This is a genomic window from Sphingobacterium paucimobilis HER1398 (assembly GCF_000416985.1).
GTDB classification, from domain to species: domain Bacteria; phylum Bacteroidota; class Bacteroidia; order Sphingobacteriales; family Sphingobacteriaceae; genus Sphingobacterium; species Sphingobacterium paucimobilis.
This window is the reverse complement of sequence record NZ_ATDL01000020.1, coordinates 59273-85397: the sequence shown is the minus strand read 5'-3', so window position 1 is coordinate 85397 and position 26125 is coordinate 59273. Positions and strand designations below refer to the sequence as shown.

The window sequence follows — 26125 nt, the reverse complement described above, 5'->3', positions numbered from 1 at the left end:
ATTGAAAGGTTCTACAAAGCAATATTTACCCCAAATGTCATTCGTCTTGGTAACGGGAATCGTCCTGGATCATCTCCTCCCACCTCCGGAAGCGTACCGTTATATTTTGTAAAATACAGGAGATTCGATCCCGAAATATAAGCACGGAACCCTTTGATGCGATTTTTGACAAGACGGTTCAAGAGTGATTCGTCTACCTGATAACTCAATGTGACTTCGCGTAGGGCCAAATAATCTCCCTTTTGATAGTAGTTGGCGGCTGAAATATAATTTCCACCATAATTAGCCCAATAAAACCGCGGCAAGGTACCTGTAGGAGTATACTCCGAGTAAGTGTGTTGTACATCTATTGGCATATTAGCACTTCCCTGTGCCTGCCCCATACCTCTAAGCCAAGATTGATCAAGGATCACAAATCCCAGTGCATAATCAAACTGTGCATACAGACCAATACCTTTCCAGGTTAAATTACTATGGAATCCTCCCTGTACCGTTGGCGTTGTCCTTCCCACGTACACCCTATCATACGAATCTATTACCCCATCTTCATTAAGGTCCCTCCAACGTGCATCTCCCAAGAATTTCAACGTTTTATTAGAATACGACAGATTTGAATTATACAATAAAACATCTTCATCCAGTTGATCCTGTGTCCTATATATACCATCATATACATAAGCCCATACCTCATCCAGCCCCACTCTTCTTCCTTCATACAGACCACCGACCTGCTCATACTTTGCCTTTTGAGGGTTCCACACTTCTGTTGTACTCTGTCTGTTACCATCCAACCCATTATTAGGCAGTTCCACAACATAATTTTTCACATGAGTAAAAGTCCCTCCCAATTTCCAGTCAAAACCATTATGATTTCTCAACGCATACACCTGTGCCTCTAGCTCTATCCCCTTATTTCTCAACTGTCCGAGATTAGTTGTATAATTGCTAAACCCAGTCCACGACGGGATACCAAGAGAAGCCACCTTGTTATACACGTCCCTGACAAAATAATCCACATTAAAATTCAACCTGTTATTCAACAGCCCTACGTCTACACCAAAGTTCGTAGCAGAAACTTTTTCCCATTTAAGGGCCGTATTTACAAAGCCTGCGGGACCTACACCAGCATTACCGTCATAGGTTCCGACATTTCCAAAAGGAGCATCTGTATCAAAATAACCTACAGTGCTTACGCTACCATTTTGCCCCCAGCTCACCCTTGGTTTTAAGTTGCTAACAATGCCCGACAGGACAGACTCTTTGAAAAACTGCTCGCGATGCATATTCCACCCCAACGACATCCCAGGAAAATACCCAAATTTATTATCACTCAAGCGGGACGTGCCATCATAGCGTAAATTCATCGTGAACAATACCCTCGAGTCATAGTCGTATCCAACACGTGCTATCCCCGACACCATTCTTTCCCATTGGCTGAAAGCCGAACTAGGCACACCTACAGCTTCAGTCGATGCCGACAGCCATGGTATAAAATCTGTAGCAGCCCCCATTCCTTTAGCAGAAGACGTAAAATGCTTATATTCAAAATATTCTCCTCCTGCCAGTGCACTCAAGTGATGCAAGCCAAAAGACCTATCATACTGGAGGAAACTGTTCAGGGTATATTGTTGTGTCTTATTCCTTCCAAATGCGGCATTTCTAGTCGTGATCATATCCCCTCTAGATCCATTTTGGTAGGCTTTAGTAAATTCGTCCGTTTCATTAAAGCGAAGAAAACCATTTGCATTTCCGATTAGTTTCAAGTTATCAAGAATACGATACTCCAGATTCAGTCCTCCCGAAAACCTATTTTCTCCTGTTTTATTCTGATAAATATCCTTGAAGTACAACGGATTAGCAATACCATTAGCATCTCCACCAGGAATTGGCACCCCTGTCACGTCATCATATAGTCGGAGAGTAGGCGCCGCCCCTCCAAATCGTTGAATTACCCCTCCTAGATTACTCGTACTCGAGGCATTTACAAAAGAGGGTGTTGACGATAAAGAATAAGCCGCTAAATTGACATTCACTGTCAGATCCTTATTAACCTTCAGACCACCATTGAAATTAATATTATGGCGTTGTAACTCGGAGCCAACAACCATTCCCACATCTTTTACGGTACCGATACCAAGATTAAAAGTAGAAATGTCCGATCCCCCCGAAAAATTGAGGTAATGCTCATTATAATTGCTTTGCTGTAAAATCAGATCCTCTAACTCCCGCTGCCCAACGCCCTTATAGATAATAGAATCTGCCAAGTAGGGTTTTATCGGATTCCGATCGACCAACAAATTCCATCCCTGTTGATCTAAAAGATGTCTATTTTGATCGGACAATAATTGTGTTGTATACTTCCCATCCGAGAAGCCATAGGAAGGATTTGTTGTCCAGCCCCAAGACGCCGAGTTCATCTGGTTGGCCGTACTAGTCGCCTGACTGGTATTACCATCGGCAATATTCGCCTGATATCGACTAGCTATTCCCTGTCTATTCCATGCAATGTAATCAGCCGCATCCAGATAAGTTACAGGATTACGTCGGATATAATTGTTGGCGTGCTTCAATTGGTACTCTACTTTTGTCGTACCTTTCTTTCCCTTTTTTGTCGTTACCAATACGACACCATTAGACGCCCGCGCTCCATAAATTGCCGTCGAAGCAGCATCCTTCAATAAATCAATAGTTTCGATATCACTGGAGTTGATTCCATATAGAGATGGTACTATTACCCCGTCGACAACATACAGAGGAGCTCCATTCCCATTAAACTCCGTACCACCGCGAAACGAGATTGTTGGCGAAGCCCCCGGATCACCCGTTGTCTGTTGCACCCGAAGACCAGACACCGTCCCTTGCAATGCTGTAGCCGCATTCGTATTGGGTGCAGAAAGCAGAGCTTCTTTATTGACACTCGATACAGCCCCAGAGAGCTTGGATCTCTTCTGAGTTCCATACCCCACTACAACCACATCATCAATCACGAGATTTTGAGATACGAGTGTAATCAGGTGATTCTTTTCCTTATCTATCCGATACCGTAATGGCTCATAGCCTACACAACTGATATACAAGGTGTCCCCGATAGCACCTTTAATATTAAATGCCCCCAAGGCGTCAGCCTTGACCTGTAGACTCAGCTTGGGATTACGAATGCTAGCTTCTGACAGTGCCTTTGCCTGTTCATCGACTACCCTTCCGTGCAGTACCGTCTGTGCATAACTAACAGTACCAATACCTACCAAGCTCAATAAAAAAATTAATTTACATCTTATCATAATTAGTTTTATTATCTTTACGCTATACATAAAAAGTATTATGTATTACATAATGCAAGTATAGTAAGTAATTTGTAGTTATCAAAAAAAAATATAAATGAGTTATAATATTGATACCACCAGTCTTGTAGACAAAGTGGAAGAAAAGCTGATCGAATTGATCAATAGCAAGAAGCTTTCTATAGGCGACAGTCTACCTAAAGAGCTGGAACTGACCGAACTTTTTGGAGTGAGCAGGACTGTAGTTCGTGAAGCTTTATTACGCTTACGCACCATAGGATTAATAGAGTCAAAGAAGCACAAAGGAGCCGTGCTGGTCAACCCAGACGTAATCAACCCGATCAAGCGTATACTCAATCCACATGTCCTGCTACCTCAGACTTTAAAAGAAATATTTGAGTTGCGATTGATTATTGAAGTTGGACTTGCAGACTCCATTATTGCTCGCATTACAGAGGAAGATATTCAAGATCTTGAGGCTATCATACAAAATGAACCGATACACTCTGATGAGACACTTTTTGAGATAGACCATGAGATTAATTTTCACGGCCGTCTATACGAAATTACAAAAAACCAAACTGTCATAGATTTTCAGCGCATGCTGATCCCTATCTTCGAGTACGTTCACAAAAGCAAAATTATTATCTCTGCTCAGCCCGAGGACGGATTTATTTCCCACCGTGAGCTCTTGGAGATCATTAAAAAAAGAGACGCGGATGCACTGCGCGAAGCCATGCGCAAACACCTTTCTATCCATTTTAAACGGATACTCACCGAGGAGTAAAACATGAATGCGTGTTCCGAACAATTGGCACACGCATTAAATCAACACATTATCCTTTCACAAAACCTACCGCTGTACACTAAACCACTCTCCCCAGGTCATATATACGATTGGAGTATTCACCCCCTCCATACGTCTATAATTTAGCCAGTAAGGTTCTCGATGGTCGATACTATGATGGAGTTCATTTTCATGCCCTGTAATCAAGACTCTAGGCCTAAACTTAGTCACAAAAGGTATAACCGGTCTTGCCCAACTATGTAGTAATAAAACATCTGTTCTACCTTCCTCCTCATTACGGTCGATCCATGCATTCATAGCCGAATTCGACATATCCCCCGTATGGGCCACCGTCATTCCCTCTGGCGTACGGACCCGGTATACATTGTTCAATACTTTTCCTTGATAACCTGGATATATTTTCAGATCTATATAACGATTTGAAGTCAAGTTGATTCGATCCTGCAGTATATCAGACGATCGCAGATGGGTGACACCTGCCTCGTCTGCCCATACACTCGGAGGAGCAATGATAGGTTTTCCTGCTTTTGCAAACATCCTTCCCACCTCCACATCCGCATGGTCAGTGTGTTCATGCGAAATTAATAAGACATCGCAGCCATTCACCACTTCTTGCATCAAACTATCGGGTATTAACACACTTTTATCTTTTCCACCTTTCACAATATCAAATGCAACAGTTACACTTTTCGTTTTAACAATAAAGGAATGATTATAAAGCTTATACACCCGGATCCCTTTTTTCACAGGTCTCTTCATATCTTCAACAACCATTGCTATCCGGCTCTGCAAAAATGCCCTTATGGTCTCCGAATTATCCAATCTCACATCATGTAGCACCCAATCCATATGCAACAACGCTGATCGCCTCAACAGTCCTATTTGTGCAGAAGGAGGCTCTTTTGCAAGCAATTCTTGTATCAGCTTAAACGTCTCAGACGACTGCTCCTTCATAAAACCGTCCTTATCTCCCCAATAGTTGTGCGGAGACTGTGCATTCACACATAATCCAGATAGGAGGAATAGCATAGCTATCCCTCCTCTAATTATAATTCCCATATTATCTTTTTGTTACGATCATCCAAGCAGAAGCCAGCGACGGATTGTGCGTTGCATTCGTAGCATGACTCTGTGAAAATTTCTCGTAAACTCCTCCTTCAGTTTCCCGGACTCCCACTGTCGCTCCTCCACCATTCATATATACAGCACCATCACAACCCAAGGCCTTCATTAGTTCCGCAATCTCCAGGGGCGAGTAACCATTAGATACAGAAAGCATACGTCCATTGCCAACAAAAAGGTAAACTTTATTATTCTTGGTAAAACCAATGGCAGGTCGAGGCTCTCGAATCGCAGGTATCTCTACAATATTCCCATCCTTCAAGATTATACGTCCTCCCACAGCCTGATCCAATCTATCCTTTATGGTATTAAATTCTTGTCTGCCACCGACTACAAAGCCCTCTCCATCTTTAAGCACACCGAGGAAGTTGTCTGTAGTTCCTATAAAATCAGACTTGAGAATTTCCCCATTTCTTACCATAGGTCCGTTTAGAATATACGTTGTTGGATTAGTGTTGCTCACATAAAAATCACCACTAATCGCAGCGAGCACCCGCCATGAATCCTGATAATAAGCATTCTTGTGCTGTGCCATAGTTGCCAATGGCTGCAACACAGTAATCGGAGGAACTCCGTTGTTAGGTGTACCTGGTTCTATTTTCACATTAGGATTGCTCAAGTCAACTTCAAAGACAGAAGCAGATGTCAGTAGATTACTCGAGTTGGTATAAGAAAACTGCGCAAATTTAACTCCAGCAGTCAACTCTACTTCTGAGTTTTGCAACAATGCCTTCACCAGTGTACTGTTATTCATTATCTTCTCGATCATCATCGGTTCCACATACACCTCTTTCATGTCCGCCACCTCATTGATGTGAAAAACAGCTGTTCCTTGATCAAAACGAAGAAAACCGAAAATAGAAACTAATGTTTCCGGAGCCTCATAATTCAGCGCATTAGGCACAAACAATAGCGCTTGCTTACCGCCAGATTCAAAACTATAGTATCGACCATTATCTTTATCCTCCTTCAAAGTTATCCCTTCCAATGATTCGATTCCAACTCGTTTCGAACTATATGACATCGGATCAGCAAGCACGTCCGAAAGACTCGCCATCGTCTGCGCAATCAGCCCCGTGCCCACATATTCTGCAGAGATCTCATTCTGTAATCGATAGCTCTGTCCTCCTGTATTCAAGCTGTTTTCTCCTACAGAAATACGTACCAGATCCCCCACTTTCAGTGTAGACAAATCATCGACCTGACCGTGCAGTGCATAAGCAGAGTTGTCCGAGAGGTATAGCATATCCCCAAATATACCACATACCGTGGCCTCTATGTACAGCCCTACAGGAAAAGACTCCTTTTCGCTTTTTTCTTTTAGGTATACCAAATCCTCTATTGCTAACGCCTTTGTAAAGGGCTCGGGATTTTGCCCAGAGCGGACAAACTCATACTTGGAGCAGCTCCCTAGCGTCCAGAGCATCACAATAAGTATATAATATTTACATTTCATTTCTTAAACATTTAAAGTGGTTTGTTTTTTCTTGGCATGCGGTGTCATGAGGTAAGTGACCACCGTGTTCTTAGTCACCTCAACTACTCTAAAATTCCGATCAAATGACCCCCAGCTACCCGCCACACGACCATTAAACATGTAGGGAATATTGGCTACTGTATGGATACTTTCATCATTATGATCATGTCCATTAAACACCGCACATACATTAGGATAGTCAGCAAGCAATTCTTTTACACCAGTACATTTCATACTACCATGAGGATGGATATGCCAAAATATAAAGACATGCTTCTTCTGCTTGTGCTTATCCAATAATGTCTTCAACTTCACTAGATTTGGACAGGCCAGTGCGCCTACCGCATCTGATGTTGTCCCAAAAACAAATGCATAATCACCATACGAAACATCAAAATCCATATCATGTCCCCATATTTGTTTCCACACCTCATCCGACACACGATCATGATTACCCTGCGTAACATATAAGTTTTCATGCAATCCTCTTACCGCTTCATAAGCTGGAACGAGAAATTTGGGGTCATTATGGATAATATCGCCATTCAGCACAAAGAAAGAACAAGGATTGTTCTTTTGAAAGGTCTTAAATCCAGACTTTAACGTATTTATATGATTGATATAATCCGTTTCAGCCTCTCCATAATGCACGTCAGAGGCCAAGGCAAAGCGAAATAAGACCGTATTGTCCACTTCATCAGGAATAATGCCCTTTGATTTACCACACGCGGCAAACAGTGTTATTGCACCTACTGATTGTAAAAACGCTCTTCTATCCATAATATTAATAACCTGGGTTTTGAATTAACTTCGTGTTTCTATTGATTTCTGTCTGCATGATCGGGAAAAGATCAAAATGCGTTTGATAAATCCTATTCTCTACCAGAAAGCGCTCATATACAAACTTTCCGCTACCGTCCCTGCTGATCTGCATACCGTATGCATTAGGCATCACCTGCGTACCGATGCGCCACCGTTTTATGTCAAAATAACGATGACCTTCAAAAGCCAGTTCGACCCGACGCTCGTTGCGGATCCGCTTACGCATAGCATTTTTATCAAGTCCTAGCGGTAGATTGGGCATATTTACCCCTTGACGTTTACGTATTTTATTGATAGCTGCATACACCTCACTGCTGGGTTCTGACAGATATTCATTTAATGCTTCAGCATAATCGAGCAATACCTCAGCATATCGAATATACGTCCAATGATACGTACCATTTACCACACTCGGTGTACGGCTCGCATTCTCATCCACCAGTTTTGCCAAATAATAACCCGTAGGTGTATTATTAAAGCCACCATTCAGACCATCTGCCGGAGCTCCCACATAAGTAAATATATCTTTCTGTTTAAATCGAGACCCATTATACAAAACCGTCATATAAAACCTAGGATCTCGGTTTACATAAGGATTATCCGGATTATAACCTGATGCCGGATTTATGATTGGTTTTATCCCAGGATTATCATCAGCAAACGGCAACTCTCCATTTGTCATTTCATAAGCATCTACCAAGTTCTGCAGAGGAGTAATACCGACCTGTCCATTTAAGGAAGGAACAAAAGTCTCTAACGTAAAGTTGGTATAATTACTGGTATTTTGGAATATGATTTCCTTACTATTACGGGTATGGAACAGCCCCTTGTAGTCATTGTGCAGTTCATAGTAACCCAGGTCCATTACCCCTTTGGCCGCATCCGCTGCGCTCTTCCAGCGTTCGATATCCTGTTGCGGGTTGTGCAATGCACTCGCATAGTGCAACAGCACTCTCGATTTCAGTGCCAAAGCGGCACCTTTGGTCACACGCCCCTTGTGCTGAGGAGGATATTCAACCGACAAAACCTCGGCTGCTTTGTCCAGCTCACTCACGATAAAGCCCACTAATTCCTCTGCCGATGCCTTCTCCCTTTGCAGTTCATCCGTAATCTCCATCGGTTCCAACAAAAGAGGCACACCTCCCCAGCGTCTAAACATCTCTGCATAAAAATAAGCACGCAGAAAAGTAGCTTCTGCCACCATTCGCGGTTTGCCCTCCTGCTGATCTGTATTTATGACTGGAATTAGATCCGCATATTTCAAAAAGATGTTAGCGGCGCGGATTGCCTGATACGAAGCAGTCCAATTATTAAAAGGATTACTAGAGGGAGAATAAACCCCATTATTGATCTGATTTTCCGCAGATGTCGCATGTGGACTTTCCGAATCGTCCGAAGCATTGCTGTATTTGTTGCTATAATCCACTAGCAGTTTTGCGTATACATTGGCTAAGAATTTTTCTGCTTGTACGTAATCTCCAAAAACCTGCTCGATCGTCATTCCTCCAGACTCGGCCTTATCTAAATACTTATCGATATTAGAACAGCTGCCGAAGAGCACTATAAATATTAAAAAAAAGCTAATTCTCATGGCTAAAAATTTGTAGAAATTCCAAAATTGAAAACTTTAACCTGTGGGTAAGTCCAATATCTTCCCCCTGGTGATTCCGGATCAAAATCCCCTTCAGTAGCATCCCAGGTAAACAGATTCATCCCATTAGTATACAACCGGATATTATCCACACGCTTGGTTCCAAATAATTGTACATTCTTGAACGTATATCCCAGTTCTAAATTCTTCAGTCTTATATAATCCCCTTTTCGGTTATAAAAAGACGATGCCCTATGGTTATTATCGTTAAAGCCCAGATGGAGGACAGGATATGTCGCTGTTCCGGCAGTCTGCGGTGTCCATCGGTCCTTATGTATTTCCATTACCTTTCCTCCATTATAAAATTCATAAGCTGTTTCCAGCTGCCGAGTATAGGTATAGCCAGCAGCCCCTTGAATCAAAAAGCTGAAATCGAAGTTCTTATAATTCATCCCTCCCGAAAAACCAAACATCCATTCCGGTATCGTACTTTTACCAATCGGCATTACATCATTATTATCGATCACGCCATCACCGTTGGCGTCGTAATACTTCAGATCCCCTGGGATAACCTTACCAAAGGTCTGTGGCCTACTGGTAATGATATCCTCCTGGTTCTCAAAGAAACCAATCGCTTTCATACCGAACTCCTGATTGATCCGTTGTCCTGTTTTATATAGATTAGGGTACAATCTCGTTTCTTCGTCCATGGCCAATATCTTATTACGGGCAAAAGACGTATTTGCAGTAACAAAATACTGTACATTACCAATCCTATTATGGTGATTCAATTCAATCTCAAACCCCTTATTTTCCGTCTCTCCAAAGTTAGCCGGCGGCAGGTTAGAGGCAGGAATTCCCAGCATATAAGGGATGCTCTGCGGCAATACCAACATATCCTTTCGCTTTTCATGAAAGAAGTCCACGGTCGCATTCAGCAGGCTATTTCCAAACAGATTGACATCTATTCCGACGTTGCCACGATAGGCATTTTCCCAAGAAACGAGCCTATTGGCCAGTGGTCCTTCCCCTATACCACCGATAGCAGACAGAGTCTCGCCAAATGAATATCCAGAGGCAGCCAGGTACTCTTCAATAAACAACCAACGTCTATTCGTCACCGTGAGCTGATCATTTCCTGATATACCATAGGATCCCCTTACCTTCAAGAGACTAAACAGATCATGATCACGTAACACGATATACCCTACAGAAAGAGCAGGAAAAAATCCATATCTATTTTCCTTAGCAAAGTTATCTGTACCACTGTAACCGGCATTGAACTCCGCAAAGTAGCGATCATTATAGTTATAGGCCACACGCCCTACAAGCCCTTGCGATACATAAGGAATCTCTCCCCCCAATACTTTTTGTTGTCTATTTGCCAACAACAACCCTATAAAATTATGCTTACCAAAGGAACGGTTATAATTGAATCCTACGTCTACCCATACGTCACGGTTCTGACCATAAGTTGACGAAGGGGCACTTAAAGGAGAGTCAATATCTCTATACATATAGTTAGAAGGATCATTATAATCCCCAGAGCCTAAGTATACCGCCTTTTGCACATTCATAGAACGTTTGAAAGTATTCTTAAAATATCCATCAAAAGCAAAACTTCCCTTGATTGATAGCCCCTCAGTCAAGAAATTCAACTTTCGAGTCATACTGGCCATTCCCGATAATGAGGAGTTAAACTCCTGCGAAAACCCCGAGTTATTCAATAGTGCATGCGGGCTTGAGTAGCCTGTTGCATGTAATCCCCAATACCCCGTAGGATACTTTATAGGAAAAGCATTAGGAGGAATCCGTGATATCAACGCGCCAAACATGGTCGCTGCTGATACATTGGGATAATTTCTGTCCTCAATAGCCCCGTACAGATTTAACGTCATGGATAGATCGTCATCAAAATCAATGTCAAGGTTATTTCTAAAATTATATCGCTTTAGCTCAAAGTTGTTATTGTAGAGGTCATTTTTTTCGACTTTATAAATCCCCCCTTGATGCATATAGCCTACATTGACAAAATATCTGATCTTCTTATTTCCTCCGCTCATACTGAAGTTAGATTGCGAACTCAGCGAGTTCTGAAGCAATTCCTTTGCCCAATCTACATCTGGATACTTCAAAGGATCTGACCCCGTCCGGTAGGCTTCAAGAGCTTCTTCACTATAGGGAATCTGCGTTCCGGTTGGATTATCGTTGAGATAAGCTTCATTGTACAACGTTGCAAAATCGTAGGACCCCAAAAATCTCGGAATCCGTGTCGGAGACTGTACGGCCGTCTGCGTACGAAGCGTAATCTTAGACTTGCCCTCTACCCCTCGTTTAGTCGTGACAATAATCACCCCATTTGCCCCTTTAACTCCATACAATGCAGTCGACGAAGCATCCTTTAGAATCGTAATATTTTCTATTTCATTGGGATCCAATGTCGTAATAGCAGCATAATCTTTCTGCACCCCGTCAATAGTGACCAATGGTGAAGCACTATTCAATGTTGCCACCCCACGGATATAGAGATCCGACTTGTCACGTCCCGGCTCCCCTGACCGTTGCATAGTAATCAACCCAGGAAGGCGCCCTGCCAAGGCATTCGTTATATTACTCGTGGGACTTTGCATCAGTTCTTTATTGGATATTGTCGCGACAGATCCCGTAGACGTTATTTTCTTCTGTTTTACTCCAAATCCCAAAGCCACCACTTCATCCAGCGTATTGAGAGCTCGCTGCATCTGAACCCGTAGAGGAGCATTATCCTTCAGTTCTACCACCAGCTCCTCATAGCCGACACTATTAAAAACCAATTGCTTTACAGTACCTTCTATACTGACATTAAATGTACCCCGCTCATCTGTCTGGGCCAAAACAGCGGTCTGCCCTGCTAGCCGGACACTTACGGCAGAAAGAGGCCGTCCATTTTCATCCAACACCGTACCAGAGACCATCCTCTGGAACTCTCTTTTCGTCGACACAACATCTTCCTTTCGAGTGATGAGCACTGTTTTTTGATCTATTTCGTATTTCAGAGGCAACCCGACCAAACAGGCGTCCAGCACTTTACCCAGGTCCGCATTTTGAAGACTCACAGTAACGGCGTTCACATTTTTCAACGTGTTGTTTTTATAGAAAAAATCATACCCCGTTTTGAGCTGGATCTCCATCAGGACATCCTTTATTGGTTTGTTCTTGACATGGATCGAAATCCGTTGTGCAAATACTTCAGCTTTGGCTTGAGAAAGGAGTATCGTTAGGAACAGAAATAAAAATTTCATAATAAGGAACAGTTTTAGTAAAAACTGCCGATATAGGCAATATGAACAATTGTTTTTTTTATACATTTGTTTAAGGGTTATTCGTTAATAATTGCATCTTTCCTGGTTGTAATTGGAATTTCCCACACGGCCAAGGACGGTTCCAGCGTTCTTGGCTTTTTTTCAACCTAAATTATGTACAAGATCTACTTCATGACAACTACCCTCCTTCCTTGTAATTCGATCTTTAAGTTGCTTATTTTTTCTAGGTGTGCTAGCAGACTGCGGAGAGACTTGCTACGTCTCAAAGTACCCGTATACAACTCGTGATCAGCCACCTGCACATCTACCCCATCGATATCATACCAGTTTTGGATTGTTGCCAATATCTCCTGTACAGTTTTATCATTGAACAGATAATAGTCCTTCATCCAGGAGGTGTGTTCATCGACATTAACCCTTTTTTTCTGTATGCTGGATCCAGATGAAGCCACAGTCGCCTGTTCATTTGGCAGCAATACTGTTTTAGTATTTGCATTTTCAAATTCGACACGTCCTGTGAGCAAAGTCGTCGTCGTCTTTTTCGTAGTCACATAATTGGATACATTAAACGAAGTCCCTAACACTTTGATATTTCCCGACCCCAATTCTACATAGAACGGTTGAGCTGCATCATGGCTCACCTCAAAAAAAGCTTCCCCCTCTAAACGAACTCTCCGCTCTCCGCTCGCAAATGCCGTAGGATAATAGATTTTCGTATTACTATTGAGCCATATTTTTGTGCCATCCGCCAAAAGCACCTTACTGGTGTATCCTTTTGGTGTGGAGTAACAAAGATTTTGTACCCCATCCGCTCCACCTGTCGGCTGAATAAGCACCCGATTTTCATTGTCAAACTGCAACTCCAATCCATTTTTCTGTAATAAGGACTGCCCTTGCGCATCAACGACAAAGCTTTTCCCATTATCCAATGTCAATCGGGGCAGACTATCCGGAGTCAACCATATATCAGAAGGTATATGCTCCAATGCACTGGCGTACTCCTGCGCACTCTTATCTGTATTATCTTGCAAAAAATAGAGAGAAATAGCGCCGATCAACACTATTGCCGAAGCCCATTTCAGAATCGGAAGAACTATTTCTCTTCTTCTCGTAGAAGACTCCCCTCCAACAATGTTCAATACATTACGAATCAGCCTTGATTTTTGATCAGACGAAATCATATAAGAAGACCTCTTCTCCGGATGCTCCAGCAGTTCGTCCAACAATTGTTCGTATCGTTCCACCCCCAGTTCATCGATCAATGCAAACATCTCGTCAAGTTCCTTTGACGACAATTGATCTTTAACATGCTTATCGAGGAGCAGCTTCAGTCTGTTCTCTTTCATTTAATGCCTATGGTTACATTAGCAAAACACAGAAAAAAAAGAGATGGACTAGTGGAAATTGAAAAAAAACAAAAAAATATAATAACCAAACTTTTGAAAGTACTGCCGCATGGTTTTTAAGGCTTGTACCAAGTGGTTTTTTACGGTATTGGGAGTAATTTCGAGCTTTTCCCCAATCTCCTTATAACTAAGCCCTTCTTTACGACTAAGGAGGTAGACCTCCCTTTGTTTTGCTGGGAGCATATCCACGACACGCTGCTCAAGTGTTATCATTTCTGCCAGATGTCCCTCATGCACACTGCTCTCCGCACGATAATTGACCAATACCTCTACCCCTTCCCGTTTAGTCTTCATGTGTTTGTCTCGGAGACGATTCAGGCTCAACCGCTTTCCCATGGTATACAAAAGAGGCCATACCTCTTCGTAGCCGTCCAGATTGCAGCGTTCATTCCAAAGCCTGATAACCACATCTTGCACCAAGTCCTCACTCTCAAACTGATCTTTCAAAAGCGAAAAAGCAAGACGATACAAGTCATTAGCGTACTGATCAATTATATACACCAATACAGCTTCATTACCTGCTTTAAGTTCTTTTATCGGATTATACACGGTACACCTGCTTCTTACTTACTATTTTGTTCTTTGATTTTTTAGGACTTGGCACGAAATCAAAATCACCGCTAAAATAGGGGACAGATTTCAACTGTATGTTATATACAGGTTAAGTATATATTAACCAAAGTAAACAATTTTTAAGTAAAAGAAAGAAAGGTACTCCAAATTTCCTTTTTCAGACATTTGTAGGTTTTGATCGTCGACCTATCCAAATCAATAGCGCCGAAAACAAGAGAATAACCGCCCCTACGACCCCACAATTCACCAATACCATTGTTATACCCAGTGCATTCACATCTACAAACGGGTAGGGATAGAACCCCGTGATAGCTCCATGAGCCAACGTATACAACAGGTAGATGAGCGGGTAGATGAGCCAGACCAGTATATACTTCCATCTCAACATCTCCTTTTCTGGACTACGCCACCAATAGAACAATACCAGCAATGGTATCACGGAGTGGAGCAATTCGTCCGTAAATCGAGCAAAGCCCTGTGGTTGCCACAAGAACCGTAAAGCTACATTATACACAAGACCGACGATAAAAATATAAAGTGTGATCGCTGTCAGGGTCGAGCTCTTCCCAAAAAATACACCAACGCACTTTTGGGGAGACAACCACAGACAGGTCGTACTTATGGCCACCATCAAATTGGTCTGTATCGTAAAATAACTGAAAAACCGAATCGTGCGTACAACCGGAGACAATGAAGCGCTATTAATACCAACACAAAACTGAGCGACAATGGCAAACCAAGCCGTAACGGCAATCATTGCAGCAAGATTTCTTTGAGATAAAGTCATGACAGAAGCATTCTTTATCTTAAAAATAGACAATCCCGGCGAACTATTTAATTAAAACCCGTAAATATCTTCTGATGGGTTCGCTTATACCTCCTCTCTAGGATCCCCAAAGCTTTACAAACACCTCCTGCACCACCTCCTCTGCCAAGAACCGATCTTGTGTCAGGTTAAAAGAGACACTGTACACGCCATGGCTTAGCGTATCATACACCTGTTCAAAGGCCCTTAGGCTACCTTCTTGAAGCTTCCGTATTGTCTCTTTTTCAACCAAATGCATATCACATACATCTTATTATATCGGACTAAGTTAGAAAAAAAGAAGAGATTTACCTATAGAACAATAGTATGCCTTACAAAAAGAGGACTACTCTTTCAAGCAGCCCTCTGCACAAACTAAACACTATTTATACTGATTTTCTATTTTTTCAACCACTCCTCCAAGAGTATCTTCAACTTCGGATCAGATGGCCTAGGGCTGTCTGCCGTAATCAAATTACCCTCCTTATCTATCAAGATATAACGAGGAATACTAGTTACTTTATATGCGTTAGAAAGACCATTATTCGGCCCTGCATGCAACTGTATTCCCTTAAGCTTTTTCTCCTTGACATACGCTTCCCATTTGGGTTTGTCTTTGTCTGTTGAAACACTTACAAAGGCCACCTCTTTGTCTTTAAACAAGTCATTCAGTTGTTCCCAATATGGCTCTTCTCCACGACAAGGGCCACACCAAGTCGCCCACATATCTACCAATACCACCTTTCCTTTCATATCCTCAAGTGCGACATCTTTTCCTTCTAAATCCTGGAAAACAAACTTAAATGCAGGTACTCCCACCTTAGTTTCCACGAGCTTAGCCCCCACTGCGGCCGCACGTTCTTTTTGTTCCGCCAATGTAAAGTAGCTTTCATACCGCTCATACATTGTCAGAAAATCACTGTACGAACGGGCTCCTTCCAAACGGTTCAGCACAAATTGTCCTTTCAGTATATCCGAATGTATAGCCTCCACCTGTTTTCCGAAAGGCGGTTTACTTGCTAAATCTACTTTTTGGTACACCAAAATGCTCATAAAACGATCGCCATACGGCAGTAGTAACAACTCATCTTTCAGATAGGCGTCGATATCGAGTCGTTTATAATAATCACTCATTTCCTCTTTGGCAGGATGTGTCGATCGAGGCATGTAGAGATAAGAAATCGCATAATAAGCGAAATCAAAATCCACCAAAGTCCGAAAGAAGGTGTCAAATTTCGAATTTCCGGTTCTCGCCGACCTCCCGATTTTAACAACCTCATTTTTAAAAGCCTCTACTTCGGGAAAGAAGTCCACATACGTACTCATTCCACCCAGGTTAGTCCCTTTCTCTTTAAAGTTGGCAACCTGTTTATCCCAAGTGTATAAAGTCTGATTCTCTTTCGTATTCTTTCCCATTAACTCGTATCCCCCTTTAGTCAGTCTAAAGCTTAAGGACTCGCCCCCTTTTACATAAAAACGGCTCAATCCCTGCTGCCCTTGTGTAGAACCCGTCCCCACGAGATACAAGCCCTCATACTCAGGAATAAAGCGAAAAGCAAAAGCCCCCTGACTATTCGGCATAGCAGTTGCGATTTCGACCAATCGGCCATTATACACCTTAAATAAACTAATTTCTTTCAACGGTGTGACCTCGGTCACACCATTAATATTCGTTGCTTTTTGGGCACGCAGCGTTGTAATTCCCAACAGCAAGATTGCAATGATATATAGATACTTCATTCTTTCTTCTTTTTACCAACCTAGCGGTACTTCTGCTTCCGTCACATCAGCGACCTTTCCAAAACCATCAAAAGATAATAGGCTCTTGAATGCCCCATTAAATTGCGGCGCCTCCCACACATCCACTTTACCCGAAGCCTGTGGCTGTGATGGATCAAACGTAGCTACCACCAGGCCTATAGTCGAAGGAAGGAAGCGCTTGCCATGGGTTTTCTCATTTCTAGGGTTGGTCACTGTAGCGTATGTTACATATATACTACGCAGGTATTTGAACGTCGAAATCTGCCTATTACCATAGTCCTTCATCAAGGTTGTTGTCTTCTCGCTTGGATCGTATTGGTATATTTTACCTCCTACCACATATTGAAGGTAGCCGTAGCGTTGATCCACTTCAAAATGTGTTGCTTGCGCTATTCCTGGAATATGCGTTATTTCATCCCAAAACCGCGCGGCGAAAGTTTCAGTATTGGTCATCCGAGCCAAAAAGAACTTATTGTCCTTGGTCAGCACCGCATAAGCCTGACCGCCAAATGCTACAGTTTGGTTCATCCACACCAGATCCATCCCCACATTATTTGGATTGAATGCCGAATTGTTCGCATTGTAGGGCAATGGAGAGCTTGCTGTTTGCAACATGTCACCATTTCTTATGAAACGTTTATTAGCTATGTCATACATAAGGCACCCCATAAGAAAACCAGGATAAACAGCAACAGAAGAAGATACCTTTATATGCTTCCCATCCGATAGCCTATTAACTGGAGTACCTACCGACCATTGAAATGTTGGATTTTTAATATATACATCACTTCCTTTTACGACATAACCTGCAGAGGGTTCTGTCGGTCGTATCGCATCGATAGTTTCAAACTCAGATGGCCTTGCTGTCTCAAATTTGAACGCGTATTGTTCATTCCAGATAAAGCCATCAGTCAGGTTAATCTTTTCCGTGCGTTGGTCAGTTCCGATATACACCATATACTTAGCCCCTGTTCCACTGGCCTCAGTTTGGTTATTCCAAGTTGTAATAAACTTTGGTTTACCCTCTAGATTAATCTGCTTACCGGAAAGGTCCTTAATATTTTCCTGAAAATTACGATGTGCCTTAGGATAGGTACCTGTAGCATGATCGTACTCAAAGAAGTCAATCCTCGATTTACCATTATCTTCCGCCAAGATCATCCATCCGCCGTTATATCCTGCTGTAATCTGCATCTTAAACTTTTTTGTCCAGCTAATATTGCTTTTCTTTTCTTTAACGGTATAATACACCGTATATGTACCGAAGCCCAAGGGTATCGCTTCATCTAGATTAACATGTTCTCCTAGAATAACAGGTTCTTTGTTCATTCCTACCTGATATGCCGTCCATCTATAAGTATAATCGTCCGTATTCACTTCCCTACCCGAAGACAACTTGATTACAGGTTCAATCTGTGGATTAGTAGCTGTTTTAGCGATGTACAGCTCTTCAAGGTTTGTTATAAAGAGACTATCTATAGTCGTGTATTCATAATTGCCCAAATCTTTTTTGCATCCTACAAATACAACAACAAGAGCCAATAATGCTATATATTTTGCAACTGTTTTCATTTTTCTAATTTGAGTTATTATTGCTAGGTCCCATTGTTATTTCCTTACCATTTTCATCTCGATGAACACGCCCTTCGGAAGCTTCTTTCGCTAGCCAATAGGACATATATGAGCCCCAAAACGACAACTTAGCTACAGTAAAATACTTATCAGCAACATATTGTGGGTTAATAAAGTGCTCTAGGTCTTCGTCAAACAGTTCGACGATAAGGTTCACTTTTGCGCCGGAGTATTCTCCCAAATACCCTTCAACCTGAACTTTCTTCGCAATCCATAAGTACGGTTTATCAAATCTATTGTCCGCTACAACGCGAAATTTTAACACCGATGTCTTTTTCTGTAGATTATCTCTCCAGCGATAAGCAATATTGGTATTAAAATTTTCATTCGGAACGAGTTCAAAAGCAGTCGAGAGCGGAGCGAGTTTCATTTCCTCGGCTTTCAGCACCTTAAGCTTGATGATACCTTTGTTTTTTCCGGCAGGAATTATCAAACGATCTGTCAATATCTGATAATGTATATTTTCCTTCAGCGTTCCCTCGGGATCAATTTTTATTTTGAATTCCCGATCTGCCCTATGTGTCGGCCCTGCGACCGATACGGATATACTATCTATTGCAGAAGTGACTCCCACAGGCATAAAGCCAAACTTAATGCTTAGACTATCTAAGGGTATTGTATTAGCCCCCGTTCTATATAGTTCTGTAAAATAAATAGACGCTCCATTTTCACTTTCATCAAACACGTCGAGCGACTGTTCCTTACAAGAGTAAAAAATAATGGCAGCAAATACTACATACAAAAATTTTATTTTATTCATAATATGTCAGGTTATCGATTAGCTAATTCTTCTTCTGGAATTGGGACTACCCAAGCGGTATTCGGTATATTACTGTTACCCGTAGTCAGTGAAGAAAGTACTGTCTCTATTTTTTTCCGCTTATAGTAGTACCACAACTGCCCTTCTCCATAAAACTCTTTTCGATATTCTTTCAGAATTTCATTATCCAGATTTGTCGTCGTTGTGAGTGCAGTCAGCCCTCTAGCATTCAGCACTTTATTCAAATAAGCAAGTCCTGTTGCCGGTGTGGGGTCCGTTTCGGCCAAGATATAGTACATTTCACTCAATCGGATGAGAGGAATCAGGTTACGTTGTTGTTCTACCCCCACGCGTTTATCCGCGATATCACTGTACTTAAAAAATACCTCGTGCCCTACTATCGCTGGAGGAGTTTTCCACAAATAAGTATAACGGTAATCCGCTGTTTTTTCCTCAAAGACTCTATTTATGAATTTATGAGGTCCTCCAGCCAAAATATTATCCCCCTGTTCATAATAGAAGTACTCATTGTAGTTGTTGTACAGGTCATTTGAATAGGCTGCAAAAAGAAGCTCCGTATGGAATATCCGGTCTGGATTTTTTGCATCTGCCGTGATTTTGGCCCCTTTTATCCATGGAAATAGATCAGATTGCTCGACGACTTCTTTGGCAGCCTGATGTGCCCCCACCTTATCTTTTCTATACAATAGCGCCCGCGCTTTTGTTCCCAACACCGCATAATAGTTGAAACGGTGGTTGTTCTGCTCCTTATAACCTAAACTCTTCACAGGATCATCCTTCATTAGAGACAATGCTTCATTGAGATCCATTAGCACCATATCTATCACCTTATTCGCTGGAGACAATGGCTGCACTTCTACATTTGTCGCTCGGTAATAAGGGATAGCATGGAGTGTCGAATCGGCGCTATCATACACCGGCCCATACAGACGCAACATATCAAAATGTAGAAATGCCCGCAGGCCCAACAGCTCTCCTTTCATGGTATGGAGCCGATCGTGCTGCAGTACCGCCTCCCCTTTGGTATCTATGGCCTCTATCAATTTGTTGATATTAGCGATAGCAACATAAGCATCCCCCCAAATCGCTTTTATACGAGGTTTGACCACCTTGGTTTCTCCATACTCATAGCGACCTAAAGCGGCCAATGCATGTGTGGCAGCACTGTTGGTCATGTACAACTGCGCCAATATATCTGGAATAGTCAAGGTAAGATTATCCCCATAGAGGTTGTTTGACGATAATTTGATATACACGCCATTCAGCGTCTCTTCAAATCCCTGTGCCGTCGAAAAAACCTGCTCTTCGGAGAATCGATCCTCTGGCTGTACATTTAGCCATTTGGTACAAGAACTAAAAGCCAGCCCTATAGAGCACGCAATGATTAGTTTAATATTCTTTAGTTTCATAATATTCTATTATTGAAAGTTTGCCGACAAACTGAACGACACTGTACGGGCAAATGGGTAACTGATACCGCGCTCTCTTTTTACCGTAGACAGTCTAAAAATCTCATTCACATAACCTGTAAACCGGAGGTTGCTCAATCGTGCAGATTGCATCCATGCTCGATTACGCAACTCATACCCTACGCTTGCAGACTCCAATGAAAGTGTGTTTTCCTTTTGCACAAAACGCGAAGATGGTTGGGTCGACTGGTCTACGTTTGATGTTGATTCATCCCAATCATTTAACTGGATTTTTCTAAACTCCGCAATATCTCCCATCTCTTTCCACCGCGAATAAAGCGCACGTCTATCCTGATTGCTATTCACCATATCGCTCCAGTTGATATTTTCTACTTTATTGAACAGTGCCGAGTTAAAGGCTCCTTGGTTAAGGATATACCTAAAATTGACTCCCATGGTAAATCCTTTGAACGAAAAATTACTGCTCAATATTCCCTGAAATTTAGGTGCAGAATTGGCCGCAACGACCTCATCTTCCCAATCATACTGGAAGGTATAAGAACCGTCCTTCTTTCTAAAAACTTCGTTTCCTGTAGCTGGATCTATCCCCAAGGAAGGCACAGCCCATATATCATTGGGTGATCCGCCATCGCGATATTTCATCAAGGTACGGCTATCACGCAGGCTTCTATTCAACGTCTCCAACACACTTCTGAATCCGGAATAGGTTTGTTTTACCGTCGAAGAAGTAAGCCCTAAAGTCCATACCACACGCTCTGAAGGTCTATAGATCGGCGAATATCGCGTAATAAGTTCCAAACCGTCTACAGTCAATGCTCCCGCATTTATAGGATAGTTGGACAATGCTGTTGAAGGTGGCAAGGTAATACCGACAACAAGCGGATCCGTAAACTTCCGGTAAGCGTTAACCTGTACCGAAACCCTATTATTGAACAAGTTAGCATCAAGTCCTACACTTGTCTGTCTCGTACTCTGCCATTGCAGGTTTGGATTACCTAATGAAGACAAATACAATCCCTGCCCCGAATAATTATAATCTTTGTAATAATCGTAGGTACTGATTGAAGTATAGCTGGCAAAGCTTTGATTTCCAGTAAGACCTATATTCGCTCGCAGACGCAATAAATCGACCCATGTCAGTTCTTTTAGAAACTCCTCTTGGTTCAGGTTCCAGCTCAGTCCTGCCGAAAAGAAAGGTGAGTACACATTATTCGTTCCGAAGGAAGTCGAGCCATCATAGGTCAGCGATAGATCGGCATTATAACGTCTATCGTACGAATAGTTGAAAGAACTCACAATAGAATTCCTGCGACTGACGCTCGATGAAGCTTCTGGTCTACCATTAGGCGCATATCCGTAAGCAAATCTCGGATTACCGTTACTATTGGTCGGAAATCCTACAGCCAAGAAACCTGCACTCGTATTATCCAGATCACTCACTTCAAACCGTAACACAGCATTGACCAAATGCTTTCCAAATGTCTTTCCATACTGCGCTCCCACATTGGCCGTATAACCAAAAGACTCTCTATTTCTTGAACGCAGTGTTCCACGTTCCAATATAGCTGTCTTATCAAAACTCAAATCCAATGGCGAAAGAAATCTTTCCGACTTCGTATTGAATTTTTTGACTTGTATCGACGACTCCAACCTTAGATCATTGTTTAGCTGGTAGATCGCCTTAAAGTTATTGGTCAGATCGAAATTCCTAGACCGATCAAAATTACTCAGTGTAGTGGCGTACAACGGATTATGGATATATGTTGTTTCCGTGGTTTCATATTGTTTAAGTTCTGCAAGATACCGTACGGAAGCATCTTTTTTCTCGTAATAAGGATTCGTATTGACCCAAGTGGAGAATTCACCGTACGAAGACTCCTCACTTTCGAAACCACTCAGATAGAGCTGATTGATAATGTTTACCTTTCCTGCACGGTAACCAAGATTCAGACGGGCGCCCCAGTTCTTACCCCCCGAACCTTTCATCACGCCGTTATAATATTTATAATCCCCACCTATAGAATAGGTCAGCGCATTCTCTCCCCCACTCACCATCAACGAGTGCCGTTGCGAAAAACTAGTCTGCAACGGTTCATTCAGCCAGTAGGTATTTACCCCACGGGCTAGCTCCTTCTGATAAAATGAGTACAACGAGTCCAGCTTCTCCTGTTTTTCCCAGCTATCATTACGATAATGCCTTGTAAATCTTCCGGAGAGACGTTCAAATTCGATTTTCTCCGTAGCATTCATCATATTATACCCTGATAGATCAGGAAACTGTATATTCCCATCCGTCGTATAATTGAAAATCAGCTCACCAGCTTTAGGTCTAATCGTCTCGATAACCACCACTCCGTTAGAGGCACGGGAACCGTATGCGGCAGTAGAGGCGGCATCCTTCAATAACGTCACCGAAGCGATACGGTTGATGTCCAGATCCACAATAGCTTTCAGTGAAGTCTCAAAACCATCTAATATAAATAAAGGCTGGTTCGGATCCGACGAAAACTCATCACGCAGTCCTTCTGTCGAAATACTAGTCTGGCCACGGAGCTCGATAGTAGGTAACGCATTAGGGTTTCCTCCGGCAAGATTATTCTCCATGATCAAAAATGAAGGATCCAATGTCTTCAAGGATTGCAATACATTGGTATTAGACACCGCCTTGAGTTCTTCACCATTAAAAGATGAAGTAGCTCCTGTAAAGGTCTCCTTCCGACGTTCCATCATTCCTGTGATGATGACCTCCTCGACCTCATTTTCTTTACTCTTTAACGTAATACGCACCAGTTTATCCGCACCTTCCAATATCACTTCACGTGTCTCATAGCCGAGATAAGACACGACCAGTATTTCACCGGCCTCTCCTCCTGGCAATACAAAGGAGCCGTCTTTCTGTGTAGTTACCGCTACCGATGGTTTCGATTTCAGGCGCACGTTTACCCCTGGCATACCCTTGCCTTGCTCATTCAAGATCTGCCCTCGGTACTGCTGCGCCTGAGCAGTATTTACAGAAGCCTTATTTCTCTCTCCTGAAGCAACCATCTTTTTGATAACGACCGTTTTATTCACAATCTCGTAATCCAATCCATACGGTCTCAATATGGATTCCAAGACCTGGTTCAAATTGGTATTGCTAAAAGACACTCCTCTTTTCTTGAAATTGGCAACATCCACATCCTTATAGAAAAAACTATAACCAGATTGCTTTTCCATCTGTTGGAATATCTGCTTAATAGATGCGTCCTTCAATTCCAATGTAATTTTTTGTGCATGGATAGACATAGGCAACTGCAACAAGGTCGTCGATAGCAGCACAACAGAAAGACGTATCTTCCAACTGCTCTTTCTTACAGACAACTTCGTGCTATCACCTAAAAATTCTGCTTGTGCTCGTGCTTTTTTGACCGGCATTGCTGCGAGGATCTCTCCCGGCCCCAATTCTATTGGGCGAGCTTCACTGTACTCTTGCATTAGGTTAGTTAAGTTAATTATGTGATTAAAAATGATTATTTACGACGTTCGATCTCTTTATGTTTCAGCTTGTTTTCTGAGATCTTAAAATGGATATCCGCTACTGCCAATACTTCCAATACTTTAGCGAGATCCATTTCTTTACTTATTTTACCACTGAATCGCTCTTTGGCTCCAGATTCATCAGACTTGATCTGCAGGTCATACCAAAGCGCCAATTGCTGCATGATTTCATTAGGAGTAGCATTATGAAACACAAAAGAACCATCCTTCCAAGCCATATATTCTGCTGCTTCGACCGATTTCTTTACCATCTTACTCCCTAAAGCTACGACCTGCTCATTGGGCAATAAGGACACAGTCTCACTGCCTTTCTCAACCTGCACACGCCCTTCCATCAACGTGGTACGCTGCACCGCAGCATCATACGCTGATATGTTAAAGTGCGTACCCAGCACCCTCACCTTTTGATCGGCAAAAGTCACCACAAAAGGCTGCTTATCATCTTTAGCGACTTCAAAATAGGCCTCCCCTTGTAAATGCACCTGTCGTTCTTCCCCCACAAATCTCGAAGGAAATGAAAGCACACTTTTTGCATTCATCCACACTTTAGTACCATCGGGCAGACTTATCCTAAATATGTTTCCTTTGGGTGTACTTACAACGTTATTTACGATTCTATCGGACGAGCTATTATAGATAAGTTCTCCATCGACAATACGTTGTGCCTCGCCCACCGCTTGATTCACACCGCTATCCGTAGATAGAAACACCACTTTGCCATCTTCGAAAGTCAGCTTAACGGAGTCTTTTATAGGTTTAATCTGTGCTATTGTACCACCATCCAGTTCCCTGAAGACATAGTTGGTTGTATAGTGCAAGTAGCCCCAAGCAGCAGAAAACACGACGGCTATACCCGCAGCAACCTGCATTGCCGGTCGCATATACATCCTTCTTAGCGGAGATTTGTCCTTTTCAATATTAGCCAACAACCGCGAGCGTATCCTTGATCCGCTCTGCTCTTGTTGCACAGGATCTGCAGACAGCCCCTCCTCCTCAGCATCAAACCAACTGCTCAGGTCAGACCATTCTTCTTTACTTTCAAATCCTTTAAAGTAAGCCTTGAATATATTTTTATTTTTTTCAGAAAGCGGCATATAACTTATTTTTCGGGTTACTTACATTTATAGTGACCTCAAATAAGACAAGCACCTACGTGGAAAGTAAAATTTATACGTAAAAATGGAGAAATGTATAAAACCCTCTGGTTTTCAGACGGATTCTTTTTATCGCTTTGTTGATTTGATTTTCAACAGTACTCTTAGACAATCCATATTCCACAGCAATTTCATCAATTGTTTTGTGGTTGAATCGACTTTCTTTAAATATAAGTTTACACTTTTCAGGCAAATTCTCAATCTCTTCGTGGATAAGATCCAGAATATACCGGTAGTGAAGCCTATCTTCTAGGGGAGGCTCAGGCAATACCTGCTCCATATTATCAATCTCTACATACTTCTTTTTTTCTTTATCGAGGTACTTGAACGTTAAATATCGAGCCCCGCTCATTAAATAAGCGGACATATTCAGTACCTCATGAATTCGGCTTCTATTTTTCCAGATACTCAGGAACAAATCATGTACGATATCCTCTGTGGCCTCGACCTGTTGGATTTTGCGATATACTTTGTTATATACCGGTTGCCAGTAGTGTTCATAAAAATCGGCAAAAGCCTGCTGATCACCAGCCGCCAACCTATCAATCCAAGAAGGGTCAACAATTGCTTTAGCCATATCAAAACCGAATAGATAACCACAAAGATAAGAAACCACCACCAAACAATCTCTACCTCCTTTCTG

The 26125-nt window shown here is 42.2% G+C and carries 18 protein-coding genes; 1 reads left to right on the top strand and 17 read right to left on the bottom strand.

What is annotated here, in order from left to right; translation table 11 throughout:
* Positions 1-11: 11 nt before the first annotated feature.
* Positions 12-3281 carry a SusC/RagA family TonB-linked outer membrane protein gene (locus tag M472_RS40475; RefSeq protein ID WP_021071741.1) on the bottom strand — a complete coding sequence of 1090 codons (3270 nt, stop codon included), beginning with the start codon at positions 3279-3281 and terminating at the stop codon, positions 12-14.
* A 97-nt stretch (positions 3282-3378) separates the two neighbouring features.
* Here M472_RS40475 and M472_RS40470 point away from each other — a divergent pair, with 97 nt between their 5' ends.
* Entirely contained in the window at positions 3379-4068 is a 690-nt protein-coding gene (locus M472_RS40470) for a FadR/GntR family transcriptional regulator (RefSeq protein WP_021071740.1), read from the top strand.
* A gap of 66 nt (positions 4069-4134) precedes the next feature.
* Here the strand turns inward: M472_RS40470 and M472_RS40465 are convergent, their stop codons facing one another.
* The 16 genes from M472_RS40465 to M472_RS40395 form a co-directional block, all read right to left on the bottom strand.
* On the bottom strand, positions 4135-5148 hold the full coding sequence (locus M472_RS40465; protein ID WP_021071739.1) for an MBL fold metallo-hydrolase: 1014 nt from the start codon (positions 5146-5148) through the stop codon (positions 4135-4137).
* Between the two features lies 1 nt (position 5149).
* Positions 5150-6667 (bottom strand): phosphodiester glycosidase family protein, encoded by a 1518-nt coding sequence (locus tag M472_RS40460; RefSeq protein WP_022829434.1) that lies wholly within the window; start codon positions 6665-6667, stop codon positions 5150-5152.
* Positions 6668-6670: 3 nt separating this feature from the next.
* Complete coding sequence (locus M472_RS40455) at positions 6671-7468, bottom strand: metallophosphoesterase family protein (protein WP_021071737.1); 798 nt, start codon at positions 7466-7468, stop codon at positions 6671-6673.
* A gap of 4 nt (positions 7469-7472) precedes the next feature.
* A complete protein-coding gene (locus M472_RS40450; RefSeq protein ID WP_021071736.1) occupies positions 7473-9101 on the bottom strand; it encodes a RagB/SusD family nutrient uptake outer membrane protein in 1629 nt (542 codons plus the stop codon).
* A gap of 2 nt (positions 9102-9103) precedes the next feature.
* Positions 9104-12382, bottom strand: a complete 3279-nt coding sequence (locus tag M472_RS40445) for a TonB-dependent receptor (RefSeq protein ID WP_021071735.1) — start codon at positions 12380-12382, stop codon at positions 9104-9106.
* A 185-nt stretch (positions 12383-12567) separates the two neighbouring features.
* On the bottom strand, positions 12568-13749 hold the full coding sequence (locus M472_RS40440) for a FecR family protein (RefSeq protein ID WP_021071734.1): 1182 nt from the start codon (positions 13747-13749) through the stop codon (positions 12568-12570).
* Positions 13750-13797: 48 nt separating this feature from the next.
* Complete coding sequence (locus M472_RS40435) at positions 13798-14358, bottom strand: RNA polymerase sigma factor (RefSeq protein ID WP_021071733.1); 561 nt, start codon at positions 14356-14358, stop codon at positions 13798-13800.
* Positions 14359-14539: 181 nt separating this feature from the next.
* Positions 14540-15169 carry a Pr6Pr family membrane protein gene (locus M472_RS40430; protein WP_021071732.1) on the bottom strand — a complete coding sequence of 210 codons (630 nt, stop codon included), beginning with the start codon at positions 15167-15169 and terminating at the stop codon, positions 14540-14542.
* A 97-nt stretch (positions 15170-15266) separates the two neighbouring features.
* The gene (locus tag M472_RS40425) at positions 15267-15446 is read right to left on the bottom strand and encodes an RNA polymerase sigma factor (protein WP_021071731.1); all 180 of its coding nucleotides are present in this window, start codon (positions 15444-15446) and stop codon (positions 15267-15269) included.
* 140 nt (positions 15447-15586) lie between these two features.
* Entirely contained in the window at positions 15587-16927 is a 1341-nt protein-coding gene (locus tag M472_RS40420) for a TlpA family protein disulfide reductase (RefSeq protein ID WP_021071730.1), read from the bottom strand.
* Positions 16928-16939: 12 nt separating this feature from the next.
* Positions 16940-18520, bottom strand: coding sequence for a PKD-like family lipoprotein (locus M472_RS40415; protein WP_021071729.1), 1581 nt, complete (start codon positions 18518-18520; stop codon positions 16940-16942).
* Positions 18521-18524: 4 nt separating this feature from the next.
* On the bottom strand, positions 18525-19340 hold the full coding sequence (locus M472_RS40410; protein WP_021071728.1) for a DUF4843 domain-containing protein: 816 nt from the start codon (positions 19338-19340) through the stop codon (positions 18525-18527).
* Positions 19341-19351: 11 nt separating this feature from the next.
* Positions 19352-20770, bottom strand: coding sequence for a RagB/SusD family nutrient uptake outer membrane protein (locus M472_RS40405; protein WP_021071727.1), 1419 nt, complete (start codon positions 20768-20770; stop codon positions 19352-19354).
* Between the two features lie 9 nt (positions 20771-20779).
* A complete protein-coding gene (locus tag M472_RS40400; protein ID WP_021071726.1) occupies positions 20780-24265 on the bottom strand; it encodes a SusC/RagA family TonB-linked outer membrane protein in 3486 nt (1161 codons plus the stop codon).
* 35 nt (positions 24266-24300) lie between these two features.
* Entirely contained in the window at positions 24301-25422 is a 1122-nt protein-coding gene (locus M472_RS44705; RefSeq protein ID WP_021071725.1) for a FecR family protein, read from the bottom strand.
* Between the two features lie 73 nt (positions 25423-25495).
* Entirely contained in the window at positions 25496-26059 is a 564-nt protein-coding gene (locus tag M472_RS40395; protein WP_031301954.1) for an RNA polymerase sigma factor, read from the bottom strand.
* Positions 26060-26125: the final 66 nt, after the last annotated feature.

Excerpts from the sequence above, each read along its gene's own strand:
- M472_RS40415 (WP_021071729.1), bottom strand. The coding sequence starts at position 18,520 with ATGAAAACAGTTGCAAAATATATAGCATTATTGGCTCTTGTTGTTGTA.
- M472_RS40455 (WP_021071737.1), bottom strand. The coding sequence starts at position 7,468 with ATGGATAGAAGAGCGTTTTTACAATCAGTAGGTGCAATAACACTGTTT.
- M472_RS40465 (WP_021071739.1), bottom strand. The coding sequence starts at position 5,148 with ATGGGAATTATAATTAGAGGAGGGATAGCTATGCTATTCCTCCTATCT.
- M472_RS40440 (WP_021071734.1), bottom strand. The coding sequence starts at position 13,749 with ATGAAAGAGAACAGACTGAAGCTGCTCCTCGATAAGCATGTTAAAGAT.
- M472_RS40475 (WP_021071741.1), bottom strand. The coding sequence starts at position 3,281 with ATGATAAGATGTAAATTAATTTTTTTATTGAGCTTGGTAGGTATTGGT.
- M472_RS40410 (WP_021071728.1), bottom strand. The coding sequence starts at position 19,340 with ATGAATAAAATAAAATTTTTGTATGTAGTATTTGCTGCCATTATTTTT.
- M472_RS40425 (WP_021071731.1), bottom strand. The coding sequence starts at position 15,446 with ATGCATTTGGTTGAAAAAGAGACAATACGGAAGCTTCAAGAAGGTAGC.
- M472_RS40445 (WP_021071735.1), bottom strand. The coding sequence starts at position 12,382 with ATGAAATTTTTATTTCTGTTCCTAACGATACTCCTTTCTCAAGCCAAA.
- M472_RS40460 (WP_022829434.1), bottom strand. The coding sequence starts at position 6,667 with ATGAAATGTAAATATTATATACTTATTGTGATGCTCTGGACGCTAGGG.
- M472_RS44705 (WP_021071725.1), bottom strand. The coding sequence starts at position 25,422 with ATGCCGCTTTCTGAAAAAAATAAAAATATATTCAAGGCTTACTTTAAA.
- M472_RS40405 (WP_021071727.1), bottom strand. The coding sequence starts at position 20,770 with ATGAAACTAAAGAATATTAAACTAATCATTGCGTGCTCTATAGGGCTG.
- M472_RS40395 (WP_031301954.1), bottom strand. The coding sequence starts at position 26,059 with ATGGCTAAAGCAATTGTTGACCCTTCTTGGATTGATAGGTTGGCGGCT.
- M472_RS40470 (WP_021071740.1), top strand. The coding sequence starts at position 3,379 with ATGAGTTATAATATTGATACCACCAGTCTTGTAGACAAAGTGGAAGAA.
- M472_RS40420 (WP_021071730.1), bottom strand. The coding sequence starts at position 16,927 with ATGAAGTATCTATATATCATTGCAATCTTGCTGTTGGGAATTACAACG.
- M472_RS40400 (WP_021071726.1), bottom strand. The coding sequence starts at position 24,265 with ATGCAAGAGTACAGTGAAGCTCGCCCAATAGAATTGGGGCCGGGAGAG.
- M472_RS40450 (WP_021071736.1), bottom strand. The coding sequence starts at position 9,101 with ATGAGAATTAGCTTTTTTTTAATATTTATAGTGCTCTTCGGCAGCTGT.
- M472_RS40430 (WP_021071732.1), bottom strand. The coding sequence starts at position 15,169 with ATGACTTTATCTCAAAGAAATCTTGCTGCAATGATTGCCGTTACGGCT.